The 23898-nt window shown below is 71.1% G+C and carries 25 protein-coding genes; 9 read left to right on the forward strand and 16 right to left on the reverse strand.

Features of this window, described 5'->3' with window-relative positions:
- Positions 1 to 170 precede the first annotated feature (170 nt).
- The 6 genes from ABZ385_RS02820 (at position 171) to ABZ385_RS02845 (ending at position 5105) form a co-directional block, all read left to right on the forward strand.
- A complete protein-coding gene (locus ABZ385_RS02820) occupies positions 171 to 1991 on the forward strand; it encodes a phosphatidylglycerol lysyltransferase domain-containing protein (RefSeq protein WP_358909348.1) in 1821 nt (606 codons plus the stop codon).
- 30 nt (positions 1992 to 2021) lie between these two features.
- The gene (gene folP, locus ABZ385_RS02825) at positions 2022 to 2891 is read left to right on the forward strand and encodes a dihydropteroate synthase (protein ID WP_358909350.1); all 870 of its coding nucleotides are present in this window, start codon (positions 2022 to 2024) and stop codon (positions 2889 to 2891) included.
- Positions 2888 to 3421, forward strand: coding sequence for a nuclear transport factor 2 family protein (locus ABZ385_RS02830; RefSeq protein ID WP_358698568.1), 534 nt, complete (start codon positions 2888 to 2890; stop codon positions 3419 to 3421). The genes folP and ABZ385_RS02830 overlap by 4 nt, the downstream gene beginning before the upstream one ends.
- 166 nt (positions 3422 to 3587) lie before the next feature.
- A complete protein-coding gene (gene folB / locus ABZ385_RS02835) occupies positions 3588 to 3947 on the forward strand; it encodes a dihydroneopterin aldolase (protein WP_358698564.1) in 360 nt (119 codons plus the stop codon).
- On the forward strand, positions 3944 to 4552 hold the full coding sequence (gene folK, locus ABZ385_RS02840) for a 2-amino-4-hydroxy-6-hydroxymethyldihydropteridine diphosphokinase (RefSeq protein ID WP_358698562.1): 609 nt from the start codon (positions 3944 to 3946) through the stop codon (positions 4550 to 4552). Before folB ends, folK begins: the two co-directional genes overlap by 4 nt.
- A 61-nt stretch (positions 4553 to 4613) precedes the next feature.
- The gene (locus ABZ385_RS02845; protein WP_358582932.1) at positions 4614 to 5105 is read left to right on the forward strand and encodes a DUF3180 domain-containing protein; all 492 of its coding nucleotides are present in this window, start codon (positions 4614 to 4616) and stop codon (positions 5103 to 5105) included.
- A gap of 255 nt (positions 5106 to 5360) precedes the next feature.
- Here ABZ385_RS02845 and folE read toward each other — a convergent pair whose 3' ends face one another.
- The 6 genes from folE to dacB all read right to left on the reverse strand — a co-directional run bounded on the left by folE (position 5361) and on the right by dacB (position 12931).
- Positions 5361 to 5966 carry a GTP cyclohydrolase I FolE gene (folE, locus tag ABZ385_RS02850; protein WP_358698560.1) on the reverse strand — a complete coding sequence of 202 codons (606 nt, stop codon included), beginning with the start codon at positions 5964 to 5966 and terminating at the stop codon, positions 5361 to 5363.
- Between the two features lie 110 nt (positions 5967 to 6076).
- Positions 6077 to 8101 (reverse strand): ATP-dependent zinc metalloprotease FtsH, encoded by a 2025-nt coding sequence (gene ftsH, locus ABZ385_RS02855; protein ID WP_358582936.1) that lies wholly within the window; start codon positions 8099 to 8101, stop codon positions 6077 to 6079.
- Between the two features lie 198 nt (positions 8102 to 8299).
- Positions 8300 to 8860 (reverse strand): hypoxanthine phosphoribosyltransferase, encoded by a 561-nt coding sequence (gene hpt, locus ABZ385_RS02860; protein WP_358698566.1) that lies wholly within the window; start codon positions 8858 to 8860, stop codon positions 8300 to 8302.
- 53 nt (positions 8861 to 8913) lie between these two features.
- Positions 8914 to 9951: a tRNA lysidine(34) synthetase TilS gene (gene tilS / locus ABZ385_RS02865; protein ID WP_358909352.1), complete on the reverse strand. Its 1038-nt coding sequence runs from the start codon at positions 9949 to 9951 to the stop codon at positions 8914 to 8916.
- A gap of 237 nt (positions 9952 to 10188) precedes the next feature.
- Positions 10189 to 11319 carry a zinc-dependent metalloprotease gene (locus tag ABZ385_RS02870; RefSeq protein WP_358700326.1) on the reverse strand — a complete coding sequence of 377 codons (1131 nt, stop codon included), beginning with the start codon at positions 11317 to 11319 and terminating at the stop codon, positions 10189 to 10191.
- An 85-nt stretch (positions 11320 to 11404) separates the two neighbouring features.
- Positions 11405 to 12931 carry a D-alanyl-D-alanine carboxypeptidase/D-alanyl-D-alanine-endopeptidase gene (dacB, locus tag ABZ385_RS02875; protein WP_358909354.1) on the reverse strand — a complete coding sequence of 509 codons (1527 nt, stop codon included), beginning with the start codon at positions 12929 to 12931 and terminating at the stop codon, positions 11405 to 11407.
- Between the two features lie 85 nt (positions 12932 to 13016).
- Here dacB and ABZ385_RS02880 point away from each other — a divergent pair, with 85 nt between their 5' ends.
- On the forward strand, positions 13017 to 13508 hold the full coding sequence (locus ABZ385_RS02880) for an inorganic diphosphatase (protein ID WP_030785786.1): 492 nt from the start codon (positions 13017 to 13019) through the stop codon (positions 13506 to 13508).
- Positions 13509 to 13630: 122 nt separating this feature from the next.
- A complete protein-coding gene (locus tag ABZ385_RS02885) occupies positions 13631 to 15316 on the forward strand; it encodes a threonine/serine exporter family protein (RefSeq protein ID WP_358582945.1) in 1686 nt (561 codons plus the stop codon).
- Positions 15317 to 15337: 21 nt separating this feature from the next.
- Here ABZ385_RS02885 and ABZ385_RS02890 read toward each other — a convergent pair whose 3' ends face one another.
- From ABZ385_RS02890 to ABZ385_RS02915, 6 genes are all read right to left on the reverse strand, one after another.
- Entirely contained in the window at positions 15338 to 16018 is a 681-nt protein-coding gene (locus ABZ385_RS02890; protein WP_358582947.1) for a VTT domain-containing protein, read from the reverse strand.
- Between the two features lie 147 nt (positions 16019 to 16165).
- A complete protein-coding gene (locus ABZ385_RS02895) occupies positions 16166 to 16924 on the reverse strand; it encodes a MerR family transcriptional regulator (protein ID WP_358909356.1) in 759 nt (252 codons plus the stop codon).
- 93 nt (positions 16925 to 17017) lie between these two features.
- Positions 17018 to 17659, reverse strand: coding sequence for a PadR family transcriptional regulator (locus tag ABZ385_RS02900; RefSeq protein ID WP_358582952.1), 642 nt, complete (start codon positions 17657 to 17659; stop codon positions 17018 to 17020).
- 30 nt (positions 17660 to 17689) lie between these two features.
- On the reverse strand, positions 17690 to 18241 hold the full coding sequence (locus ABZ385_RS02905) for a DinB family protein (RefSeq protein ID WP_358582954.1): 552 nt from the start codon (positions 18239 to 18241) through the stop codon (positions 17690 to 17692).
- 144 nt (positions 18242 to 18385) lie between these two features.
- Positions 18386 to 19843, reverse strand: a complete 1458-nt coding sequence (locus ABZ385_RS02910; protein ID WP_358582957.1) for an aldehyde dehydrogenase family protein — start codon at positions 19841 to 19843, stop codon at positions 18386 to 18388.
- An 84-nt stretch (positions 19844 to 19927) separates the two neighbouring features.
- Positions 19928 to 20791 (reverse strand): helix-turn-helix transcriptional regulator, encoded by an 864-nt coding sequence (locus ABZ385_RS02915; protein ID WP_358582959.1) that lies wholly within the window; start codon positions 20789 to 20791, stop codon positions 19928 to 19930.
- 313 nt (positions 20792 to 21104) lie between these two features.
- Between ABZ385_RS02915 and ABZ385_RS02920 the strand changes: the two genes are divergently transcribed.
- On the forward strand, positions 21105 to 21593 hold the full coding sequence (locus tag ABZ385_RS02920) for an ATP-binding protein (protein WP_358582961.1): 489 nt from the start codon (positions 21105 to 21107) through the stop codon (positions 21591 to 21593).
- 48 nt (positions 21594 to 21641) lie between these two features.
- Here ABZ385_RS02920 and ABZ385_RS02925 read toward each other — a convergent pair whose 3' ends face one another.
- From ABZ385_RS02925 to ABZ385_RS02940, 4 genes are all read right to left on the reverse strand, one after another.
- Complete coding sequence (locus tag ABZ385_RS02925; RefSeq protein ID WP_358582964.1) at positions 21642 to 21881, reverse strand: DUF397 domain-containing protein; 240 nt, start codon at positions 21879 to 21881, stop codon at positions 21642 to 21644.
- Between the two features lie 296 nt (positions 21882 to 22177).
- On the reverse strand, positions 22178 to 22417 hold the full coding sequence (rpsR, locus tag ABZ385_RS02930; protein WP_358909357.1) for a 30S ribosomal protein S18: 240 nt from the start codon (positions 22415 to 22417) through the stop codon (positions 22178 to 22180).
- A gap of 3 nt (positions 22418 to 22420) precedes the next feature.
- A complete protein-coding gene (locus ABZ385_RS02935) occupies positions 22421 to 23650 on the reverse strand; it encodes a GTP-binding protein (protein WP_358909359.1) in 1230 nt (409 codons plus the stop codon).
- Positions 23650 to 23895, reverse strand: coding sequence for a type B 50S ribosomal protein L31 (locus tag ABZ385_RS02940; RefSeq protein WP_358909361.1), 246 nt, complete (start codon positions 23893 to 23895; stop codon positions 23650 to 23652). Before ABZ385_RS02940 ends, ABZ385_RS02935 begins: the two co-directional genes overlap by 1 nt.
- Positions 23896 to 23898: the final 3 nt, after the last annotated feature.

Below are 23898 nucleotides of genomic sequence, written 5' to 3' on the forward strand. Positions count from 1 at the left end.
ACCCGCCGAAGGCCGTGCCCTACTTTTCCAGCGGTTTCCGGTCGGGAATGAACCCGTTCCCCTGAAGGACCGTCCTAGAGGGCGCAATGGTGCCGGATGCCGCTTTGGCACCGGATTCAAGCTCTCTCGCACAACTACGGGATGCGATGTCTGTCAGGATAGATGGGGAAATGTCGGGTGGGGTTCCGGGCGGTGACACCCGCCACCGCGACGGCCGCCTCCACCGGATCACGCGCGGCCCGCGCCCCGAGGCCGTGCCGACCCTCGTCGCCAGAGCCTGCACGCTCGTAGGGCTGCTGAACGTCGCGGCGGGTGTCTTCCCGCGCTTCAGGTACAGCCGCATGCACGCCCTCGCCGAGGTGCTCCCCGGCGCGCTCGGCCCCTTCGCCGCCGCGCTCGCGCTCAGCTCCGGCATCCTGCTGCTGCTGCTCGCGCACGGCCTGCGCCGCCACAAGCGCCGCGCCTGGCGGGCCGCCGTGGTGCTGCTGCCCGCGGGCGCCGTGGCGCAGTTCGCCTACCGCCACTCGGTGATCGGTGTGGTGATCTCACTGGCGCTCCTCGCCCTGCTGCTGCGCCACCGGAGTGAGTTCACGGCCCTGCCCGACCCGCGCAGCCGCTGGCGGGCGCTCGCCAACTTCGTGCTCCTCGGCGCCGGGTCGATCCTGCTCGGCCTGGTGATCGTGAGCGCCCACCCCGGCAAGGTCATCGGGGACCCCAGCATCACGGAGCGCCTGGAGCACGTCCTGTACGGGCTCTTCGGCTTCGAGGGCCCGGTCGGCTATTACGGCAACACGTCCTGGACCGTCGGCTTCTCGCTGGGCGCCCTCGGCATGCTCACCGCCCTCACCACCATCTACCTGGCCTTCCGCCCGGAACACCCGGCCGCACGCCTCACCGAGGACGACGAGACGAAGCTGCGCGCGCTGCTCGACAAGCACGGCGCGCGCGACTCGCTCGGCCACTTCGCGCTCCGCCGCGACAAGGGCGTCGTCTTCTCCCCCAGCGGCAAGGCCGCCGTCACCTACCGCGTCGTCTCCGGGGTGATGCTCGCCAGCGGTGACCCCATCGGCGACGTCGAGGCCTGGCCCGGCGCCATCGAGCGCTTCATGGACGAGGCCAAGGCCCACTCCTGGACGCCCGCCGTCATGGGCTGCTCCGAGACGGGCGGCGAGGTCTGGACCCGCGAGACCGGTCTGGACGCCCTCGAACTGGGCGACGAGGCGGTGGTGGACGTCGCGGATTTCTCCCTGTCCGGGCGTGCGATGCGCAACGTACGCCAGATGGTCAAGCGGATCGAGCGCAATGGCTACGAGACGCGCGTACGGCGCATCCGTGACCTCGGTGAGCGGGAACTCGCCAAGATCCAGCGGGCCGCCGACGACTGGCGCGGCACCGACACCGAGCGCGGCTTCTCCATGGCGCTCGGCCGCATCGGCGACCCCAACGACGGCGACTGTCTGATCGCCACCGCCCACAAGGCCGACGAGGCACCGGGGCCCTACGGAGACCTCAAGGCCGTCCTCCACTTCGTCCCCTGGGGCAAGGACGGCGTCTCCCTGGACCTCATGCGCCGCGACCGCTCCGCCGACCCCGGCATGAACGAACTGCTCATCGTGGCCGCCCTCCAGGCCGCCCCGAAACTGGGCATCACGCGCGTGTCCCTCAACTTCGCGATGTTCCGCGCGGCCCTGGCCCGCGGCGAGAAGATCGGCGCGGGGCCGGTGCTGCGCGCCTGGCGCGGCCTGCTCGTCTTCCTCTCCCGCTGGTTCCAGATCGAGTCCCTGTACAAGTTCAACGCGAAGTTCCGGCCCCACTGGGAGCCCCGCTTCGTCGTCTACCGCTCCAGCAAGGACCTGCCCCGCATCGGCTTCGCCGCCATGCAGGCCGAGGGCTTCGTGACCCTCGCGCTGCCCCGCTTCCTGCGCCGGGGCACCCCGCAGCGCCGCCCCTGCCCGCACCAGAGCGCGGAACGCGAGATGCAGGCGGCGTAACCCGCCGCCGTACGGGCCTACGCTGGAGGCATGAGTACGTTGAGCGGGCGGGGAACGGTCCAGGGGCTGCCGGAGTGGGACCGCTGTGCGGTGATGGGCGTCGTGAACGTCACGCCCGACTCCTTCTCCGACGGCGGCCGCTGGTTCGACACCACGGCCGCCGTCAAGCACGGGGTCGACCTCGTCGCCCGGGGCGCCGACCTGGTCGATGTCGGCGGCGAGTCGACCCGCCCCGGCGCCACCCGTGTCGACGAGGACGAGGAGCTCAGGCGCGTCGTCCCCGTGGTGCGGGGCCTGGCCGCCGAGGGCGTCACCGTCTCCGTGGACACCATGCGCGCCACCGTCGCCGAGCAGGCGCTCGCCGCGGGCGCCGTCCTGGTCAACGACGTCAGCGGCGGCCTCGCCGACCCCCGCATGGTCCCCGCGGTCGCCGCCGCCGGCGCCCCCTTCGTCGTCATGCACTGGCGCGGCTTCCTCACCGACATCCACGCCGAGCCGGTGTACGAGGACGTGGTCAGCGAAGTCGTCGACGAGCTGCACGCGCGCGTGGCGGCCGCCATCGAGGGCGGCATCGCCCCCGAGCGCATCGTGGTGGACCCCGGCCTCGGCTTCTCCAAGGAGGCCGAGCACGACCTCGCGCTCCTGGCCGGTCTGGACCGGCTGCGCGGACTCGGCCACCCCGTCCTGGTCGCCGCCTCCCGCAAGAGGTTCCTCGGCCGTGTCCTCGCGGGCCCCGAGGGCGCCCCGCCACCGGCCCGCGAACGGGACGCCGCCACCGCCGCCGTCTCCGCCATCGCCGCCCACCAGGGCGCCTGGGCGGTCCGCGTGCACGAGGTGCGGGCCACGGCGGACGCCGTGCGCGTCGCCCAGGCCGTGACGGACGCCGGCGGCCACCGGTGACCGGGACGGCGCGCACCGACGTCGAGCAGGTCGAGCTGGCCAACACCGCCTTCTACGAAGCGCTGGAGCGCGGTGACTTCGACAAGGTCTCCGAGCTGTGGCTGGACTCCCCGCCGGACCCCGGGAGCGAGACCCCCTCGGCCGACGACATCGCCGACGAGAGCGCGGACGACGGCGACGGGGACGCGGTCTCCTGCGTCCACCCCGGCTGGCCGGTGCTCACCGGCCGCGGCGAGGTCCTCAGGTCGTACGCGCTGATCATGGCGAACACCGAGTACATCCAGTTCTTCCTCACCGACCTCAGGGTCGGCGTGTTCGGGGACACCGCCCTGGTGACCTGCACCGAGAACATCCTGAGCGGCGGTCCGCCCCCGGCGGGCGGCGGTGAGCTGGGCCCGCTCGTGGGGCAGCTCGTGGTCGCCACGAACGTGTTCCGGCGCACCCCCGACGGCTGGAAGCTGTGGTCGCACCACGCCTCGCCCGTCCTGGCCGAAACCGACGACGAGGAGAGTGACGAGACTCCCTCCTGAATGGGTAGGGGCGAGGGGAGAGCGGGGACCAGGGGGCCGGCGGGCCTCTTCGCGAGGCCCCGCGGGCGGGCGCTGTCAGTGCCCGCAGGTAGATTCCATCGAGGCCGGTGTGCCGACCGCACTCGGCGCAGGCCTGCCGATACCGACGATTGCAGGAGTGATTCGCGTGGATCGTGTCGCGCTGCGCGGCCTCAAGGCCCGCGGGCACCACGGTGTCTATCCGCGGGAGCGCGAAGAGGGTCAGACCTTCATCGTGGACCTGGTTCTCGGCCTGGACACGCGAGCGGCCGCGGCCGACGACGACCTGGCGAAGACCGTGCACTACGGCATCGTGGCCGAGGAGGTCGTGGCCGTCGTCGAGGGCGAGCCCGTCGACCTCATCGAGACCCTCGCCGAGCGCATCGCCCAGACGTGTCTGAGGCACGAAGGGGTCCTGGAGGTCGAGGTGTGCGTGCACAAGCCGGACGCCCCGATCACCGTGCCCTTCGACGATGTGACCGTCACCATCACCCGGAGCCGAGTATGACCGCGCCTTTCACGGGTCAGAGCGACCCGACCGTCCAGCCGGTGCCCACCTCCGTGGTCGAGCAGGTGGACGCCGCGGACAGTACCCTGTCCAACCCCCAACGTGCCGTGATCGCCCTCGGCAGCAACCTCGGCAACCGCCTGGAGACCCTCCAGGGCGCCGTCGACGCCCTGGAGGACACCCCCGGCCTGCGGGTCAAGGCGGTCTCCCCGGTGTACGAGACCGAGCCGTGGGGCGTCGACCCCGGCACCCAGCCCTCGTACTTCAACGCCGTCGTCGTGGTGAAGACGACCCTGCCGCCCGCCTCGCTCCTGGAGCGCGCGCAGGCCGTCGAGGAGGCCTTCCACCGCGTCCGCGACGAGCGCTGGGGCCCGCGCACGCTCGACGTGGACATCGTGGCGTACGCGGACGTCGTCTCCGACGACCCGGCGCTCACGCTCCCCCACCCCCGCGCGCACGAGCGCGCCTTCGTCCTCGCTCCCTGGCACGACGTCGAGCCCGAGGCCCGGCTGGCCGGCCGCGGCCCGGTGGCCGAGCTGCTCGCCACGCTCACGCGCGAGGGCGTCGCGCCGCGCGCCGACCTGGAACTCCGGCTGCCCGAATAGTCGTTAGGGTCTACAAGATCCGTACGACGATGAAGGCGCCGAAGGCAATGAAGGGTCACCCGTGAAGCAACTGCGCATCAGGACACTGGCCGGCCTCTTCGTCGTGGCCGCGGTGCTGTCCTGGTCGGGCGCCCGGCTGTGGGACTCCGTCGGCACCCTGCCCCGGGTCCCACTGGCCGCGCCCGTCGTGCTCGCGGTGATCGCCGCGGTGCTCCTGGCGACGGCGCTCTCGCTGCGCTCGCGCCTGCGCGCCCAGCGTGAGCGCCGCCCCGGCGCGAAGGGCGTGGAGCCGCTGATGGCGGCCCGCGCCGTCGTCTTCGGCCAGGCCAGCGCCCTGGTCGCGGCGCTCGTCGCGGGGATGTACGGCGGCGTGGGGGCGTTCCTGCTGGAGTTCCTCGACCTGCCGCCCCGCCGCGACCAGGCGATCTACGCCGGGCTCTCGGTCCTGACCGGCATCGCGGTGATAGCGGCGGCCCTGTTCCTGGAGCGGGTCTGCCGACTCCCCGAGGACGACGACGAGAGCGGCGGCGGCCAGGCGGCCCCGGCGGCGTAGAGCCACCGAGGACCGCCCTGGGGGCCGTGGGCGCGGTTCAGAGCAGCGTTCCGCCCTCGACCTCGTATCCGAGCGCGGAGACCTCCAGGCCGCCGAGCATGCGGGTGGGCAGCGGACGCTCGCCGGCGGGCGACTGTGTGTTCGCATTCGTCATGCGCACAGTCTTTCGGCCGGAGCCGACGGGCGTCCGGGCATTCCGCGACAACGTCCGATCACCCGGGGGAAGTTGAGCGGATCAACCGAATCCGGGGCCGTTCAGCGGGCCATGATCAGACTCATCGCCTCATTGCGGGTGGCGAGGTCCCTGAGCTGACCGCGCACCGCCGAGGTGATCGTCTTCGCGCCGGGCTTGCGCACCCCGCGCATGGTCATGCACATGTGCTCGCACTCGACGACCACGATCACTCCGCGCGGCTCCAGTATCTGCATCAGGGAGTCCGCGATCTGCGTGGTCAGCCGCTCCTGGACCTGCGGGCGCCGGGCGTAGACGTCCACGAGCCTGGCCAGCTTCGACAGGCCGGTGATCTTGCCGTCGGTGGACGGGATGTACCCGACGTGGGCGACGCCGACGAAGGGGACCAGGTGGTGCTCGCAGGAGCTCATGACCTCGATGTCCTTCACCAGGACCATCTCGTCGTGCCCCAGGTCGAAGGTCGTCGTCAGCACCTCCTCCGCCGTCTGCCGCAGCCCGGAGAATATTTCGCGGTACGCCCGCGCGACGCGTGCCGGGGTCTCCACCAGGCCTTCCCGGTCGGGGTCCTCCCCCACGGCGATCAGCAGCTCGCGCACGGCGTTCTCGGCCCGCTTCTCGTCGAACTCGCCGATCGAGTGCCCGCCGTCCAACGTCACCGGGTCGGTCATGTTGTGCCTCGTTCCTGTGCGTCCCACGCGGGAGTACGAAAGTGCCGCGCCCCCCAAGGCTAAAACCTGGGGGGCGCGGCATTCATTCCGGGCCTGACGAGGCTCGCGGATCAGCTCTCGGGGCGGTCCTCCGGGGCCACCTCGAGGGACTTCTCCGGGCCACTCGACGTCACCGAGGGGGTGGCGCCGTTCGCACCGTTCGTCAGTGACAGCTCCTTGGGGGAGAGCACCGGCGGGCGGGTCGAGGGCGTGCGCCGCGAGGAGCCGGTCCACGCCGGGCGGGCCGGGCGCTTCACGATCCCCGCGAAGACCTCGGCGATCTGCTCCTTGCCGAGGGTCTCCTTCTCCAGGAGCTGGAGCACCAGGTTGTCGAGGATGTCGCGGTTCTCGACGAGGATCTCCCACGCTTCGTTGTGCGCGGTCTCGATGAGCTTCTTGACCTCTTCGTCGACCAGCGCGGCGACCTCTTCCGAGTAGTCCCGCTGGTGCGCCATCTCGCGCCCGAGGAACGGCTCGGTGTTGTCCCCGCCGAACTTGATCGCGCCGAGCCGCTCGGTCATGCCGTACTGCGTGACCATCGCGCGAGCGGTGGCCGTGGCCTTCTCGATGTCGTTCGCCGCGCCCGTCGTCGGGTCGTGGAAGACGAGCTCCTCGGCCGCGCGCCCGCCCAGCATGTACGCCAGCTGGTCGAGCATCTCGTTGCGCGTGGTGGAGTACTTGTCCTCCTCGGGCAGGACCATGGTGTAACCCAGGGCCCGGCCGCGGGACAGGATCGTGATCTTGTGGACCGGGTCCGAGTTCGGCAAGGCCGCCGCGACCAGGGCGTGTCCGCCCTCGTGGTACGCGGTGATCTTCTTCTCCTTGTCGGACATGATCCGGGTCCGCTTCTGCGGGCCCGCCACGACGCGGTCGATCGCCTCGTCCAGCGCGTGGTTGTCGATGAGCTTCTTGTCGCCGCGCGCCGTCAGGAGCGCCGCTTCGTTCAGCACGTTCGACAGGTCGGCGCCGGTGAAGCCCGGCGTGCGACGGGCCACCGCGCCGAGGTCCACGTCCGGGGCGACCGGCTTGCCCTTCTGGTGGACCTTGAGGATCTCCAGACGGCCCTGCATGTCCGGGCGGTCGACGGCGATCTGCCGGTCGAAGCGGCCGGGGCGCAGGAGCGCGGGGTCGAGGATGTCCGGGCGGTTCGTGGCGGCGATCAGGATGACGCCGCCCTTCACGTCGAAGCCGTCCATCTCGACGAGCAGCTGGTTCAGCGTCTGCTCGCGCTCGTCGTGGCCGCCGCCGAGGCCGGCGCCGCGGTGGCGGCCGACCGCGTCGATCTCGTCCACGAAGACGATCGCCGGGGCGTTCGCCTTGGCCTGCTCGAAGAGGTCGCGCACCCGGGAGGCGCCGACACCGACGAACATCTCGACGAAGTCGGAGCCGGAGATCGAGTAGAACGGCACCCCGGCCTCGCCGGCGACGGCGCGGGCCAGGAGGGTCTTGCCCGTACCGGGCGGGCCGTACAGGAGCACGCCCTTGGGGATCTTGGCGCCGACGGCCTGGAACTTCGCCGGCTCCTGGAGGAACTCCTTGATTTCGTGGAGCTCCTCGACGGCCTCGTCCGAACCGGCCACATCGGAGAACGTCGTCTTCGGGGTGTCCTTGGTGATGAGCTTGGCCTTGGACTTGCCGAAGTTCATGACCCGGGAGCCGCCGCCCTGCATCTGATTCATCAGGAACAGGAAGACGACGACGATGAGGACGAAGGGGAGGAGGGAGAGCAGGATGCCGACGAAGGGATTCTGCTTCGACGGGGAGACGGTGTACCCGTCCTTGATCTGCTTGTTCTCGAACTTGGCCTGCAACAGCTTGGCGAGGTCGACGCCCTGGTCGCCGATGTAGCTCGCCTGGATCTTGCTGCTGTCCTTGACCTTCTGGCCGTCCTTGAGCTCCACCTTGACGATCTGCTCGTCACCGGTGGTGAGCTTGGCCGATTCGACCTTGTTGTCGTTGATCGCCTGGACGACCTCGCTGGTGTCCACCGTCTTGTAGCCACCGGACGAGCCGACGACCTGCATCAACACGACCACGGCAAGGACGGCCAGCACGATCCACATGACTGGCCCACGGAAGTATCGCTTCACGTCCATCCATACGGAGCGAAGACGCCCCGTCCCTCCTGCCATAGTGAGTTTGATAAAGACTGTTCTTCGGACGGTACCCCAGCATTGTGACCCGAAGCCGCACGGGACGGCTGGCAAACCCGCCTTCGCAGTGTCCAACGCCGGGAAACGGGTGAGGGTTCCCCGGCGCCGTACGCACTCCCGCGGCCCGTGGCCCCGGCGGGGTCAGCCGCCGTAGACGTGCGGGGCCAGCGTGCCGACGAAGGGGAGGTTGCGGTACTTCTCCGCGAAGTCCAGGCCATAGCCCACGACGAACTCGTTGGGGATGTCGAAACCGATCCACTTCACGTCGATCGCGACCTTCGCCGCCTCCGGCTTGCGCAGCAGCGTGCACACCTCCAGGGAGGCGGGCTCGCGCGAGCCGAGGTTGGACAGCAGCCAGGACAGCGTCAGACCGGAGTCGATGATGTCCTCGACGATCAGGACGTGCTTGCCCTTGATGTCCGTGTCCAGGTCCTTGAGGATCCGCACCACGCCGGAGGACTGGGTGCCCGCGCCGTACGACGAGACCGCCATCCAGTCCATCGTGACGGGGGTGGACAGCGCACGCGCCAGGTCCGCCATGACCATCACGGCGCCCTTGAGCACACCGACGATCAACAGGTCCTTGCCCGCGTACTCCGTGTCGATCTTCGCGGCCAGCTCGGCCAGCTTCGCGTCGATCTCTTCCTTGGTGATGAGCACCGACTTGAGGTCGGTGCCCATGTCTTTCGCGTCCACCCGCATCACTTTCGGTCGTCCCACCGGCCGACCGGCCCGCGACGAGCACGGGCCTCCGGTCAGCCTTGCCGGATCACCAGTCTGCCACCCTGGCGCCGGGCCACGACTTTGCCCGGGAGATTGATGGCTCCCTGGCCCCGCCACCCGGTGATCAGACGGTCGACCTCTTCGATGTGCCGGGCGAAGAGCGAACCGGCGGGCGCCCCCGCCTCGATGGCGGCTCTGCGCACGACGCGGCGGCGCACGGCGGGCGGCAGGGCGTAGAGCCTGGCGCACTCCAGGCCGCCGGTCTCGTCCCGTACGGACGCCTCGGCCCGGGCGGCCCAGGCGTCCAGCGCGTCGGCGTCGTCCCGGGAGAGCTGGGCCGTGCGGGCGAGGGCTTCGACGACGCCCTTGCCCAGCGCCTTCTCCAGGGCGGGCAGCCCTTCGTGGCGCAGCCGGGAGCGGGTGTACGCCGGGTCGGCGTTGTGCGGGTCGTCCCACACGGGCAGCGACTGGACCATGCACGCCTTGCGGGCGGTCTGGCGGTCGATGTGCAGGAAGGGGCGGCGGTAACGGCCCGCGACCCCCGAGGTCGCGGCCATTCCGGACAGGGAGCGGATGCCCGAGCCGCGGGCGAGGCCGAGCAGGACGGTCTCCGCCTGGTCGTCGCGGGTGTGCCCGAGCAGGACGGCGGCCGCCGCGTGCCGTTCGGCGGCGGCGTCCAGGGCCGCGTAGCGGGCGTCGCGGGCGGCGGCCTCGGGGCCTCCGTCACGGCCCACGTGCACGGTGACGGCCTCGACCGGTTCGAGGCCGAGGGCCGTCATGCGCACGGCGACCTCGGCGGCGCGCAGGTCGGAGCCGGGCTGCAGGCCGTGGTCGACGGTGACGCCGCCGGCGCGGATGCCGAGCTTGGGGGCTTCGAAGGCGAGGGCGGAGGCGAGCGCCATGGAGTCGGCGCCGCCGGAGCAGGCGACGAGCACGAGCGGCGCGGGGGGGTGCTCGCTCGCGGCACGTGGGGGGACGTGTTCGGAGCTGCGCTGTACGTCGGTCAGTACGTCATGGAGCACGCGGCGGACCGCCAGGCGTATCGCCGCGACCGCAGGATGGGGACCCATGTCCGGTTCCCTTCGTGAAATTCGGGGGGTGAGCCTCGGACCAATCACTCAGGACCCACTCCGGAGACCGGGTCCGGTCGCCCGGACCCCGGAAACCCGAGCGTTCAGTCACTCAGAGTGTGTCGATGGTGACAGAGCCGAGCCGTTCCCCGAGCATTGCACGCCTACCCCTCGCCCACGGTCCCTCGGACGGGTGATTACGGGGGCGTCCTCCTGCCATCGGCCGCATCCGGACCCTCAGTCTCCCTTACGGTGCACCCTCGCGACCCAGTCCGCCGGTTTGGCGATCTCCGCCTTCGTGGGCAGGGTGTTCGGCGAAGTCCACACACGGTTGAAGCCGTCCATCCCGACCTCCCGCACGACCGCCCGCACGAAGCGCTCGCCGTCGCGGTATTGGCGCAATTTCGCGTCGAGGCCCAGGAGCTTGCGCAGGGCCTGGTCGAGGCGGCCCGCGCCGCGCGCCCTGCGCTCGGCGAACTTCTCCCGGATCTCCGCGACGGAGGGCACCACGTCGGGGCCGACGCCGTCCATCACGAAGTCCGCGTGGCCCTCCAGGAGGGACATCACGGCCGTCAGGCGGGCGAGGATCTCGCGCTGGGCGGGGGTCTGCACCAGCTCCACGAGGGAGCGGCCCCCCTCGGCGGCCTCCTCGTCCTGCGCCTCGGAACGACCGCCGGCGAACGTCTGGGCGGCCTCCCTGACGCGCTCCAGGACCGTCATCGGATCGACCTCGGTCTCGCCGAGGAACGACTGGATCTCGCCTTCGAGGTGGTCGCGCAGCCAGGGCACGGCGGTGAACTGGGTGCGGTGGGTCTCCTCGTGCAGGCAGACCCAGAGCCGGAAGTCATGGGGGTCCACTTCCAGTTCGCGCTCGACGTGCACGATGTTCGGCGCGACGAGCAGGAGCCTGCCGCCGCCGTTCTCCCCGGCGGGCAGGTCGCGGGTGGCCGGGGCGAAGGTCTCGTACTGCCCGAGGACGCGGGAGGCGAGGAAGGACAGGAGCATCCCCAGCTCCACGCCCGTCACCTTGCCGCCGACCGCGCCGAGCACCGCGCCGCCGGGGCCGGAGCCCCGCTTGTCCTGCATCTTCTCCAGGAGGGGCTTGAGGATCTCGCGGAAGCCCGCGACGTTCGCCTTGATCCAGCCCGCTCTATCCACGACGAGCACAGGGGTGTCGTGGGTCTGCTCCGTGCCCATCCCCGTGAAGGAACGGACGTGCTCCTGCGAGGACTTGGCATGCCGCCGCAGCTCGGCGACGACGGCGCGCGCCTCGTCCCGGCTCACCTCCGGGCCCGGCCGCACGAGCCGGGTCGCGGTCGCCACCGCGAGATTCCAGTCGACCATCTCCGCACCACCGAGGCTCGTCATGCGTCAACGGTACGTGCTCCCCCTCCCGTGCGGAGGGTGTTGACCCCCCAGATTGCCCCGGTCCGGGCCCCTAGGGGGCCGGGAGTCAGCGGCAGCCGCAGTTCGCCACCGTCGAGGCCATCTGGTCCAGGGCCTTCTGGGCCCCCTGGGCGTCCGTGGTGCCGGTGGTCATGAAGGCGAAGAGCAACAGGCGGCCGTCCGCGTCGACGACCGTGCCGGCGAGGGTGTTCACGCCGGTGAGGGTGCCCGTCTTGGCGCGTACGAGGCCGGTGCCCGGGGAGTCCTTGGGGTAGCGGTCGACGAGCGTGCCGGTGAAGCCCGCGACGGGCAGGCCCGTCACCACGGAGCGCAGCTCGGGGTGGGAGGGGTCCGCGGCGCGCTCCAGGAGGGCGGCGAGGAGTCCGGCGGAGACGCGGTCGGCGCGGTCCAGGCCGCTGCCGTCGGCGAAGCGGGTCCCCGAGAGCGGCAGTTTCAGCTTGCCGAGCCGGGCGGCGACGGCCCGTCCGGCGCCGTCGAAGCTGGCCGGCTCCTTCGCGGCGAGGGCCGTCTGGCGGGCCAGGGCCTCGGCGATGTCGTTGTCGCTGTGCGTCAGCATCCGCTCGACCAGGGCGGACAGGGGCGGTGATTCGACCTGGGCGAGGGTCCGGGCGCGCGGGGAGGCCTTGGTGGGGCCGGGGTCGGCCGCCGTGGTGATGCCGTGGTCCTTCAGGAGGTCAGCGAACTTCCGCGCCGCGTCGCCCGCCGGGTCCCCCGCGCGCGGGGCGGGGCCGCTGGTGGAGTCGTCGAGGCGGCCCTCGTCGATCATCAGGGCGCTGACCTGGGTGATGTTCTCGTTCGGGCCGATGGGGTGCTGCGGCGGCCCGGAGTACAGCGAGGTGTCGTAGGAGAGCGTCACCTTGTCGATGTCGCGGGCCTTGAGGGCCCGCGCGGTGTCGGCGGCCAGCGCGCGCAGGCCGGCGGCGGTGTCGGTGTAGCGGCCGTCCTTGCGGGCGGTCAGGGTCGGGTCGCCGCCGCCGACCAGGACGACGTCCTCGGAGTCCGGCTCGACGACCGCCCGGGTGGCGATGCGGTGGTCGGGGCCGAGCGCCGACAGCGCGGCGACGGCAGTGGCGATCTTGATCGTGGACGCCGGCGTCAGGCCGTCACCCGCGGCCTTGCCGTAGACCCGCTCGCCGGAGGTCGCGTCGAGGACGACGGCGGAGCGCTGCGGGCCGAGGGCCGGGTCCGCGAGGAGCGGATCGAGTACGTCGGCCAGGGCGCGGTCCGTCGGTCTCGGGGCCGTGCCGGCGGGCGCGCCGAGTCCGGCGAGCACGGAAGGGGCGCTCGGGGCGGCCTCGGGGCCCTGTCCGGACGTGCGGCCGCCGTGATCTGCGCCACCTGCGGCCTCCTGGGCGGCGGCCCGGTCCCGCTCCGCCGTACGCTGACCGGAGGAGTCCCAAGGGCCGGCCGCGGCCACCGCCCCGGCCGAGATCACCAGGCCGATGGCGGCGGCACCCGCCGTGAGCTGCCAGGTCGTGAGCTTCCCCGACATCCGGGGGAGCTTGCCGGCGGAGGGCTTGGGCAGCTGTTCCCACAGCTGCCGAGGCCGCCGCCAAGGCTTGAGCTCCGGCATGACGACCAGCCCCTTTCGCGATCACACATGTGCGTGAGGGACACTTAATCACCCGAAGTATGTGCTGATCATGGAGGAGCCACCCGTGGAGTTCGACGTCACCATCGAGATTCCGAAGGGTTCGCGGAACAAGTACGAGGTGGACCACGAGACCGGTCGGATCCGTCTGGACCGTCGCCTCTTCACGTCGACCAGCTACCCCGCGGACTACGGCTTCGTCGAGAACACCCTCGGCGAGGACGGTGACCCGCTGGACGCCCTGGTCATCCTGGACGAGCCGACCTTCCCCGGCTGCCTCATCAAGTGCCGCGCGATCGGCATGTTCCGGATGACCGACGAGGCGGGCGGCGACGACAAGCTGCTGTGCGTCCCGGCGTCGGACCCGCGGGTGGAGCACCTGCGTGACATCCACCACGTCTCCGAGTTCGACCGCCTGGAGATCCAGCACTTCTTCGAGGTCTACAAGGACCTGGAGCCCGGCAAGTCCGTGGAGGGCGCCGACTGGGTCGGCCGCGCGGACGCCGAGGCCGAGATCGAGAAGTCGTACAAGCGCTTCGAGGCGCAGGGCGGCCACTGACCCTGCCGCCTCATCCGGGCCGCGCGATCCGATCACCGGGCCGCGCGGCCCGTTCGTGTATCTGTGCCCATACTGGCCATACGGGAGGGTGCGTCAGAGTCGTATGAGAAGTGAGGGCAGTAGTGGCCGAGCACGAGGCCGAGGACCAAAAGCCTCAGTCGGACGAGGCCCGCAGCGCGTTCGTGCAGCCCAGCGGGGTGGCGACGCAGCCGGTGGCGTCCGAGGAGGAGTCCCAGACCACCTCTGAGTTCGCCCTCCCGACCGGTCTGGCCGCCCCCTCGCCCTCGACGACGCAGGAGGCGGAGAGGTCGGCGAAGTCGGCCTTCACGACCCCGAACACCTACAGCGCCCGCAACGCGCCGCCGGCCTTCACGCCCGCCCAGGGCATCCCCCTGGTGAAGCTCACCAAGGAAGCGCCCTGGCAGGACCAGATGCGCACGATGCTGCGGATGCCGGTCACGGAGCGGCCCGCTCCGGAGCCCGCGCAGAAGCAGGAGGACGAGAGCGGGCCCGCCGTGCCGCGCGTCCTGGACCTGACGCTGCGTATCGGGGAGCTGCTGCTGGCCGGCGGGGAGGGCGCCGAGGACGTGGAGGCGGCGATGTTCGCCGTCTGCCGCTCCTACGGGCTCGACCGCTGCGAGCCGAACGTGACGTTCACGCTGTTGTCGATCTCCCACCAGCCCTCGCTGGTGGATGACCCGGTGACGGCCTCGCGCACCGTGCGCCGCCGGGGCACCGACTACACCCGTCTCGCGGCGGTCTTCCATCTGGTGGACGACATCAGCGACCCGGAGCTGGAGGTCTCCCTGGAGGAGGCCTACCGCCGCCTCGCGGGCATCCGGCGCAACCGCCACCCCTACCCGGGCTGGGCCCTGACGGCGGCCAGCGGGCTGCTGGCGGGCTCCGCGTCCGTCCTGGTGGGCGGCGGGGCCCTGGTCTTCGTGGTGGCCGCGGTGGGCGCGATGCTCGGCGACCGCCTGGCGTGGCTGTGCGCGGGGCGCGGGCTGCCGGAGTTCTACCAGTTCGTGGGGGCCGCGATGCCGCCGGCCGCGATGGGCGTCGCGCTGAGCTTCGCGCACACCGAGGCGACGATGGCCTCCGCGGTCATCACCGGTGGGCTCTTCGCGCTGATTCCCGGTAGAGCCCTGGTGGCGGGCGTGCAGGACGGGCTGACCGGTTACTACATCACCGCGGCCGCCCGCCTGCTGGAGGTCGGGTACCTGATCGTGGGGATCGTCTGCGGTGTGCTGTTCGTGCTCTCGCTCGGCGTGATGCTGGACGCGACGAACCTGACGCCGGAGACGGCCTTCGGGGTCTCGTCCTCGCGCCCGGTCATCCAGATCCTGGCGTCGATGGCGCTCAGTCTCGCCTTCGCGATACTGCTCCAGCAGGAGCGCAACACCGTCCTGATCGTGACGCTCAACGGCGGCATCGCCTGGGTGATGTTCGGGGCCCTGGCGCACACTCCGCTGGAGCTGTCGCCGGTCGCGGCGACCGCCGTCGCCGCCGGTCTGGTCGGCCTGTTCGGGCAGCTCTTCTCGCGCTACCGCTTCGCGTCCTCGCTGCCGTACGTGACGGCCGCGATCGGGCCGCTGCTGCCCGGCAGCGCGACGTACTTCGGGCTGCTCGCGCTCGCGCAGAACGACCTGAACACCGGCATCAACTCGCTCACCAAGGCCGTCGCGACGGCGCTGGCCATCGCGATCGGCGTGAACCTGGGGAGCGAGGTGTCCCGGCTGTTCCTGAAGGTGCCCGGGGCCGCCAGCGCGGCCAACCGCCGTGCGGCGAAGCGGACCAGGGGGTTCTGACCCCGGGTCCGGCCGGTCCCGTCAGCGCTTCGCGTGCCTGCCGCGCTGGGCCGGGGGGGCGCCCTGTGCCGACGCCGCCTTCTTGGACTTGCCGCGCGCCCGCAGGAACTCGATGGCGATCGGGATCACCGAGATGAGGACGATCAGGATCAGGATCGCCTCGATGTTCTTGTGGACGACGTCGATGTTGCCCAGCCAGGCGCCGAGCAGCGTGACGCCGGCGCCCCACAGGACGCCGCCGATGATGTTGAACGTGATGAACGAGCGGTACCGCATGCCGGAGACGCCTGCGATGATCGGCGTGAACGTCCGGACGATCGGCACGAAGCGGGCCAGGACCAGGGACTTCGGGCCGTACTTCTCGAAGAAGTCGTGCGCCTTGACCACGTTCTCCTGCTTGAAGAGCTTGGAGTCCGGGCGGTTGAAGAGCGAGGGGCCGACCTTCTTGCCGAAGAGATAGCCCGCCTGGTCGCCGAGGATGGCCGCGAGGCAGATGAGCAGGCAGGCCAGCCACAGCGGGGTGTCCAGCTTGTGGGTGGTGATCAGCAGGCCCGTGGTGAACAGCAGCGAGTCGCCCGGCAGGAAGAAGCCGATGAGCAGGCCCGACTCGGCGAAGACGATCACCAGCAGGCCCCAGAGACCGAACTGGTTGAGCAGGTGGTCCGGATCCAGCCAGCTTGGTCCGAGCGCAAGCGTCGTCACGGTTCCGGGCTCCTGAGGGTGAGGGGGCGGTGCGGCGGCGGGGTGCAGCCGCCCAAAGTTATCAACGCCAGGCGGCCCGGCCGGGTTCCACCGGGCGCGAAGGCACCGCGGCAAGGGGCGCTTCCCCCCGAAAGCGCCCCTTACCGGTCAGCTGTTCCGCGCCGTGTTCGCCAGGATCGCGTCCCGCATGTACACCGCGAGCCCCGGCCGGATGGCCTCGTAGAACGCGGTGAACCGCTCGTCGTCCACGTACATCCGCCCGAGGCAGGCGTGCATCTCGTGCGGGCACTCGTAGTGGTGCCGGCAGATGTGGCGGCGGTGCTCCTCGGCGCCGTCCATGGCCGCCACGGAGTCCGCCGCGACGCCTTGGGCCAGCAGGTCCGCCAGGTGGGCGTGGACCGCCGCCAGCTCGTCGTTGATCCGCTTCCAGTCGTCCTTGGTGTACGAGGCGGACCTGCGCCGCGACTCGCGGTAGGCCTCGGTGTCGCCCCAGCGCTCCTCGACCTCCTGCGCGTACTGGTCGGGGTCGTGGTCCCCGAAGACCTCGAACTTCTCCTCGGGCGTGAGGTTGATGCCCATCTTCTTCGCCTCCATGGCGCTCTCGACGGCGGCGGCCATCTTCTGGAGCCTCTCGATGCGGGAGGTCAGCAGTTCGTGCTGACGGCGCAGGTGCGCGCGCGGGTCCGCGTCCGGGTCGTCCAGGAGGGCCGCCACCTCGTCGAGGGGGAAGCCGAGCTCGCGGTAGAACAGGATCTGCTGCAACCGGTCCAGGTCCGCGTCGCCGTAGCGCCGGTGGCCCGCGTGGCTGCGCTCGCCGGGCACGAGCAGGCCGATCTCGTCGTAGTGGTGCAGCGTGCGCACCGTCACCTTGGCGAAACCGGCGACCTGTCCCACGGAGTAGCTCATGGCTGCCGCCCCTCTCTTCTCGGTACGCGGATCAGCCTGGGCCCTCACGTCGCGTGAGGTGCAAGCCCGGCTCGCCGGGAGCGCCCGCCCCCCTCAGTCGCGGTCCCCCGCGTGCCGCTCGCCGGTCGCGTACGGGTTCTGTTCGCCGTCCGCGAGCACCGCGACGAACGGCTCGCCCTCACCGGCGAAGGTGTACGCGCCGCCCCGGATCCGCTCGATCAGGCCGCGCGTCCACTGGGCGCCGCCGTCGGCCTGGTGCACCCAGAGGTTCATGATCTCGCCGATGTGCCCGAGCTGCCCGGGGCCGCCCTCGGGCGTGTAGTACTCCGTGACGGACGCGCGCCACGCCTCGATGCGCTCCACCCGCTCCGTCAGGAGGGCGAGCGCCTCCTCGCGCGGCAGGTCGACGATGAAGCCGAGGGCGGCCGTGAGCATGTCCGGCTTCTGGCCGTGCTCGACGAGGGCGCCGCGCAGCAGCGTCAGATACTCCTCGGTGCCCTGGTCCGTCACCTCGTACTCGGTGCGCGGCGGGCCGCCCGCCGTGGACGGGGCGATCTCGTGGGCCAGCAGGAGGCCTTGCTTGGCGAGCTGCTTCAGCGCGTGGTAGATCGAGCCGGGCTTGGCGTTGGACCACTCGTGGGCGCCCCAGTACTCCAGGTCGTTGCGGACCTGGTAGCCGTGGGCGCGGCCGTGCTGGCGCACGGCCCCGAGAACCAGTAGCCGGATCGCTGACATGTACCGCGCCCTTCGCCAGTCCCCCAGTCATCAATTTTGACTAGGGTAGCCCCGTTCCTGCGCCACCAGCTCGAAAGCCGTCTTTCCGTCCAGGGACTCGCGGATGATGTCGGCGTGGCCCGCGTGCCGGGCGATCTCCTCGACCAGGTGCAGCATCAGCCAGCGCATGGACACCTCGCCGTCCTTGGGGAACCACGGCGCCTCGGGCAGCGGGAAGGTGTCGTCCAGGCTCGGCACCGCGCGCAGGAACTCCTCGGTCTCGTGGGCGACCCGGTCCCAGAAGGCCAGGGTCTCGGCGAGCGTCTCGCCCTCCACCAGCCGGAAGCTCTCCCCCCAGGTCTCCTGGGTGCGGGCCTTCTCGTTGGGCTTGCGCTGGGCCATGCGCAGCCAGTTCAGCTCCGTCTCGGCGACGTGCTTCACCAGGCCGGACAGGGACAGTTCGCTGGCGCTCGGCCGCCGGCCGGCCTGCTCGTCGGTGAGCCCGAGCACCGAGCGGCGGATGCCGCCGCGCTGGGCCTCGACGAAGGCGAGGAGGGCGCCGCGCTCGTCGCCGCGGGCCTCCGAACTGACGTGGGTGACCATGTGTTCCGCCTCTCTTGGGCCTGCCGCTCGCAGGCTGCCCTCGCGGGCTCTTCCCCGACACCTCACACGCTACGGACCCTTGCGGTCAGGTTCTGTCCGCAAGGGTCCGGGGAAGCACCGTGGAATGCGAGAGGGGGCGGCGGTTCAGAACGGGAAGCGGGAGCGCCCGTGCTGCACCGAGATCCACTTCTGGGTGGTGAAGGCGTCCACCGTCGCCTCGCCGTTCAGCCGGCCGACGCCGGAGCTCTTCTCGCCGCCGAACGGCACGATCGCCTCGTCGTGCACCGTGCCGTCGTTCACGTGGATCATGCCGGTCCTGATGCGCTTGGCGATCCGCACACCGCGCTCGATGTCGCCCGTGTGCACGGCGCCGCTCAGGCCGTACGGGGTGTCGTTGGCGATGCGCACCGCCTCGTCCTCGCCGTCGAAGGGCAGCAGGAGGGCCACGGGGCCGAAGATCTCCTGGGCGAGGACCGGGGAGTCGGCCGGCAGGCCGGTCAGGACGGAGGGGGCGACGACGTTGCCCTCGGTGCGGCCGTGCAGGAGCGCCGTGGCGCCCGCGGCGACGGCCTGTTCGACGACGGCCGTCACGGCGTCCGCCTGCGAGGAGTTGATGAGCGGGCCGATGTGCGTGCCGGGCTCGGCCGGGTCGCCGACCTTGAGCGAGGCGGCCTTGGCGACGAACTTCTCGGTGAACTCCGCCTCCACCGACCGGTCGACGAGGATGCGGTTGGCGGCCATGCAGACCTGGCCCTGGTGCACGAAGCGGCTGAAGACCGCCGCGTCCACCGCGTAGTCGAGGTCGGCGTCGTCCAGGACGATCAGCGCGCTGTTGCCGCCCAGTTCCAGGATCGAGCGCTTGAAGTGCGAGGCGCAGACGGTGGCGACGTGCCGTCCGACGCGGTCCGAGCCGGTGAAGGAGATCAGGCTCGGCACCGGGTGTTCGAGCAGCGCGTCGCCGATCTCGGCTATGTCGGTGATGACGACGTTCAGCAGGCCGGCCGGGAGTCCGGCGTCCTCGAAGACCTTGGCCACCAGGCTGCCGCCGAGCACCGGCGCGTTCTGGTGGGGTTTGAGGACGACCGCGTTGCCGAGGGCGAGCGCCGGGGCGACGGACTTGATCGACAGCAGGAACGGGAAGTTGAAGGGGCTGATGACGCCGACCACGCCCACCGGGACGCGGTAGAGGCGGTTCTCCTTGCCGTCGTCCGGGGAGGGCAGGATGCGGCCCTCGGCCCGCAGCGCGAGGTGCACGGCCTCGCGCAGGAACTCCTTGGTGAGGTGCAGCTCGAAGGCCGCCTTCAGCCGGGTGCCGCCCAGTTCGGCGACGATCGCGTCGGCGATCTCCTCCTCGCGGTCCTCGATGATCCGCAGGGCGCGCTCGAAGACGGTGCGCCGGGCGTAGGGGTTGGTGTCGGCCCATTCCCGCTGGGCGCGCTCGGCGGCGCGGTAGGCCTGGTCGACCTCGTCGGCCGTGGCGACGGTGATGGACGCCAGCTTCTCGCCGTTGTACGGGTTGAAGTCGATGATGTCCCAGGAGCCCGATCCGGCCTTCCACTCCCCGTCGATGTACTGGTGAGCCAGATCAGTGAAGAAGGACATCGGACGGACCCCTTGCCGGCAGCGGACGGAAGCAGATATCCGAACGGCGTCAGACACCTGAGGTCACGTCATAGTACTGACGTTTCAGGTGAGTTGCAGGAGTCCGCGCAGCAGGTCCCGGCTGTCCGCCGGGTCCGGGCTGTCCTGGTGCAGCTGCGCGGCCACGCGCTCGTACTGCGCGACCTCCTCGGCCTTGTCGAGGTAGAGGGCGCCGGTGAGCTGCTCCACGTACACGACGTCGGAGAGGTCCGACTCCGGGAAGCTCAGCATGGTGAAGGCGCCGCTCTCGCCCGCGTGGCCGCCGAAGCTGAACGGCATGACCTGGAGCGTGACGTTGGGCCGCTCGGAGATCTCGATGAGGTGCTGGATCTGCCCGCGCATCACCTCGCGGTCGCCGTACGGGCGGCGCAGCGCGGCCTCGTCCAGGACGCAGTGGAAGCGGGGCGCGTGTTCGGAGGCGAGCAGCTTCTGGCGCTCCAGGCGCAGGGCGACGCGGCGGTCGATCTCGGCCTTGCTCGCGCCCTTCATGCCGCGCGCGACGACCGCGTGGGCGTAGTCCTCGGTCTGCAACAGGCCGTTGACGAACTGCACTTCGTAGACCCGGATGAGCGAGGCCGCGCCCTCCAGGCCGATGTAGGTCTGGAACCAGCCCGGCAGGACGTCGGAGTAACTGTGCCACCAGCCGGTGAGGTTGGCCTCCTTGGCGAGCGAGAGGAGAGCGCCGCGCTCGGCCTCGTCCGTGACGCCGTAGAGCGTCAGAAGATCCTCGATGTCCCTGGACTTGAAGCTCACCCGTCCCAACTCCATGCGGCTGATCTTCGATTCGGAGGCGCGGATCGAGTAGCCGGCCGCTTCGCGGGTGATGCCCCGGGATTCTCTGAGGCGCCTCAGCTGCGAGCCCAGCAGGATGCGCCGTACCACCGAGCCACTCGACTCCCCTGCGGTCACTTCGCTCAATCCTCCCCATCGACTGGAAGCCAGCAGTCTGCCATTAAACGCTTCGGCCCGTACACGCCCGGTTACAGAAACGGAAAGCCTCCGAAAGCTCCTCACAAGAAGTCCGGGGAAGAAATGGGCGGAAGGTAGCACGGGAAGCAACAAGTCGGTCGCGTGCACGTGCATCTGCCCTTGCATCTGCTGTGCGCATTCGGAACCATGGTCCGCGCGCCACCGCTGTACCGACCGCGTACCACCGCACCATCGGCGACCGACCGCGCCACCGCTCCATCGCTATGTACCGCGAAACCGGGGAGTGCCTCGCATGGGGACGAATGGATCGACCATGCTCGAGCCGTTGAGGCAGGGCCTTCCTCCACTCGACCCCTCGGCGGTCTCCAGCGCGGCCTCCTGCGCGCTGCCCGCCCGCTACGAAGCGGTCGGCAGCGCCCGGCAGTTCACCCGTAAGACCCTGGGGCAGTGGGACCTGGACGAGCGCTTCGACGACATCGCGCTCGTCGTCTCCGAACTCGTCACCAACGCCCTGCGGCACGCGCTGCCCGCCGACACCCCGCGCGAGCGGCTCGACCCGCCCGTGCGGCTCCATCTGATGCGGTGGGCCTCGCGTCTGGTGTGCGCGGTGCGCGACCCCAGCGACGACAGTCCGGTGACGCGTGACGCCGACGACGACTTCTCCGCCGAGTCGGGCCGGGGCCTGTTCCTTGTGGAGTCCTTCAGCGACGGCTGGGGCTGGCACCCGCTGGCCGGCGCGGTGCGCGGCAAGGTGGTCTGGGCGCTGTTCCAGCTGCGCTGAGCCGGGGGCTCCGCCCGGGGCGCGGACGCGGACGGTGCGTTCGCGTACTCAACCGGCTATCAGGTGGTCGAACTCCCCGTCCTTCATCCCGAGGAGCATCGCCTCTATCTCCGCGCGGGTGTAGACGAGCGCGGGACCGTCCGGGAAACGCGAATTGCGCACGGCGACATCGCCGCCCGGAAGTTTCGCGAACTCCACGCAGTTGCCCTGCGAGTTGCTGTGTCTGCTCTTCTGCCAGACCACCCCGTGAAGCTCCGTGGCCGCCATGCCGTTAAACGCGTGGTGCACAGATCGCTCCCCGGTGGTGCAGTGCCTGTAGTGGCCCTAGAGGCGGTCGCTCTAGATGCAGTGGTCAACTGTCCCGGATCATAGCTGTGTTCACATGCAGATGCATGGGCAGATGCACGTGCACGCGCGGTGGTGCCTTGATTACAGCTCTGCCGGTCCGCCGTGTGCCAGGTCGTGCTCTTAGAACAGACGCGCACCGCGCCGGATGTGTTCCGTCCGAAAGGCGGAAAACAACCGGCGCGGTGCGGCCCGGGGAGGGGGGAGGGAGAAGTGGTGCGGTTGCGGAAGAAGAGGTTTCAGCGTCCGGCGCCGTAGGGCAGGAGCGCCATTTCGCGCGCATTCTTGATCGCCGCGGCGATCCGCCGCTGTTGCCGTGCGGTCACCCACGTGACCCGCCGGGCGCGGATCTTTCCGCGGTCCGAGAGGAATTTCCGGAGCAGATCCGTGTCCTTGTAGTCGATGTACGTGACGCCGCTTCGCTCCAGCGGGTTGGGGCGCGGTTTCGGCGCACGGGGCGGGGGCTTGCGCGGGGACAAGGGTCAGACCTCCAGGAGGGTGTCGAAGGCGGGCGGCAGATCGCGCCAGGCGGCGCGCCCGGCGGCGTACTCCTCGTCGGTCAGCAGGCAGGACTCCAGGAGCCGGCGGAGGTTCTCGCGGTCCAGGCCGGGCGAGGTGAACACCAGGTGGTTGCGGCGGTCGCCGTGCTCCGGGTGCCAGTCGAGGGCGGCGGCCGCGCGGCGCGCCGGCGGGACCAGCTCCCACGCGGCGTCCGGCAGCGCGGCGAGCCAGGGCCCGGCGCTCTCCACGCACAGCGCGCCGCCCGCCGCGTCCCAGCCGAGCAGCGTGTCCGGGTGGTCGGCCAGCCAGAACCGGCCCCGGCTGCGGGCGGCCGCGCAGGTCAGGTCCTCCAGCGCGGCATGGAGCCGCTCCGGGTGGAACGGCCGCTCCCGGCGCCATACGAGGGTGGCGACACCGCACGCCTCGGCCGCCACCGGGAGCAGTGCGCAGGACGGGTGCTGGGCCGCGGCGGCGGCCTCGACGTCGAAACCGGCGAGGGCGGCGACGGCGAGGGCGCCGCCGCCCCCGGGCCCCACGGGGGTGGTGGGGTCGGCGGGGTTGACGGGGCTGATGGGGCTGATGGGGCTGATGGGGATGTGGCGGGCCGTCGGGTGGAGCTGGGCGAGCAGTGCGCGGTCCTCGTCGTCGGCCTCGGCGGACTCCATGACGGCGAGGACGGGCGCGTACTCCAGTTGGCGCGCCCAGGTGTCGGCGACGGTCCGCTGATCCGTGGGGGCCGCGGCGAGGCCGGCCTCGATGAGGTCGTCGCCGTTGCCGAGGCAGGGCAGGACCAGGGCGGGGTCGACCGCCGTCACCACGCCGCCGAGTCTGACGCCCTCGCCGGCGTGCGCGACGATCACCTCGGCCATCGCCTTCGGCTCGACGGAGTCCCACAGCTCGACGACCGCGAGCCGGGTCAGGCCGGCGTCCGCGAGCCGCCGCAGCTCGGGCACCAGGTCCTCGCGGAGCGCGCAGCACGCGCAGTCGTCGACCAGGGGTGCCTCGTCCACGCAGAGCACGCCGGTGCCGTCACGCAGGGTGCGTACGACCGTGCCCCGCTCGGCGCCCGACAGGTCGTGGTGGAGGGCGACGCTGCCGGGGACGGCGGCCAGGAGGTGGGCGACGGCCGCTCGGCGGGCGTCCGCGTGGAGGCCGCCGACGATCACGGTGTCCATCGGGCGGGCGGTGTGCCCGCCGTGCCGGTCGTCCATCAGCGCTTGCCGAAGCGTCGTTCGAAGCGCTCGACGCGGCCGGCGGTGTCCATGACGCGGGCGGTCCCCGTGTAGAAGGGGTGGCTCGCGGAGGAGACCTCGACGTCGATGACGGGGTACGTGTGCCCGTCCTCCCACTCGACCGTCTTCCCGCCGGTCGCGGTGGACCGGGTGAGGAAGGCGAAGCCGGCGGCCTTGTCGCGGAAGACGACGGGGGCGTACGGGGGGTGGATGTCCTTGCGCATGGG

The organism is Streptomyces sp. NPDC005898, from assembly GCF_040629635.1.
In the GTDB taxonomy this organism is placed as follows: Bacteria; Actinomycetota; Actinomycetes; order Streptomycetales; family Streptomycetaceae; genus Streptomyces.

Coding starts and splice junctions, on each gene's coding strand:
- ABZ385_RS02820 (WP_358909348.1), top strand. CDS start 171: ATGTCGGGTGGGGTTCCGGGCGGTGACACCCGCCACCGCGACGGCCGC.
- folP (WP_358909350.1), top strand. CDS start 2,022: ATGAGTACGTTGAGCGGGCGGGGAACGGTCCAGGGGCTGCCGGAGTGG.
- folK (WP_358698562.1), top strand. CDS start 3,944: ATGACCGCGCCTTTCACGGGTCAGAGCGACCCGACCGTCCAGCCGGTG.
- folE (WP_358698560.1), bottom strand. CDS start 5,966: ATGACCGACCCGGTGACGTTGGACGGCGGGCACTCGATCGGCGAGTTC.
- ftsH (WP_358582936.1), bottom strand. CDS start 8,101: ATGGACGTGAAGCGATACTTCCGTGGGCCAGTCATGTGGATCGTGCTG.
- hpt (WP_358698566.1), bottom strand. CDS start 8,860: ATGCGGGTGGACGCGAAAGACATGGGCACCGACCTCAAGTCGGTGCTC.
- tilS (WP_358909352.1), bottom strand. CDS start 9,951: ATGGGTCCCCATCCTGCGGTCGCGGCGATACGCCTGGCGGTCCGCCGC.
- ABZ385_RS02870 (WP_358700326.1), bottom strand. CDS start 11,319: ATGACGAGCCTCGGTGGTGCGGAGATGGTCGACTGGAATCTCGCGGTG.
- dacB (WP_358909354.1), bottom strand. CDS start 12,931: ATGCCGGAGCTCAAGCCTTGGCGGCGGCCTCGGCAGCTGTGGGAACAG.
- ABZ385_RS02895 (WP_358909356.1), bottom strand. CDS start 16,924: ATGAGCTACTCCGTGGGACAGGTCGCCGGTTTCGCCAAGGTGACGGTG.
- ABZ385_RS02900 (WP_358582952.1), bottom strand. CDS start 17,659: ATGTCAGCGATCCGGCTACTGGTTCTCGGGGCCGTGCGCCAGCACGGC.
- ABZ385_RS02905 (WP_358582954.1), bottom strand. CDS start 18,241: ATGGTCACCCACGTCAGTTCGGAGGCCCGCGGCGACGAGCGCGGCGCC.
- ABZ385_RS02910 (WP_358582957.1), bottom strand. CDS start 19,843: ATGTCCTTCTTCACTGATCTGGCTCACCAGTACATCGACGGGGAGTGG.
- ABZ385_RS02920 (WP_358582961.1), top strand. CDS start 21,105: ATGGGGACGAATGGATCGACCATGCTCGAGCCGTTGAGGCAGGGCCTT.
- ABZ385_RS02935 (WP_358909359.1), bottom strand. CDS start 23,650: ATGGACGACCGGCACGGCGGGCACACCGCCCGCCCGATGGACACCGTG.
- ABZ385_RS02940 (WP_358909361.1), bottom strand. CDS start 23,895: ATGCGCAAGGACATCCACCCCCCGTACGCCCCCGTCGTCTTCCGCGAC.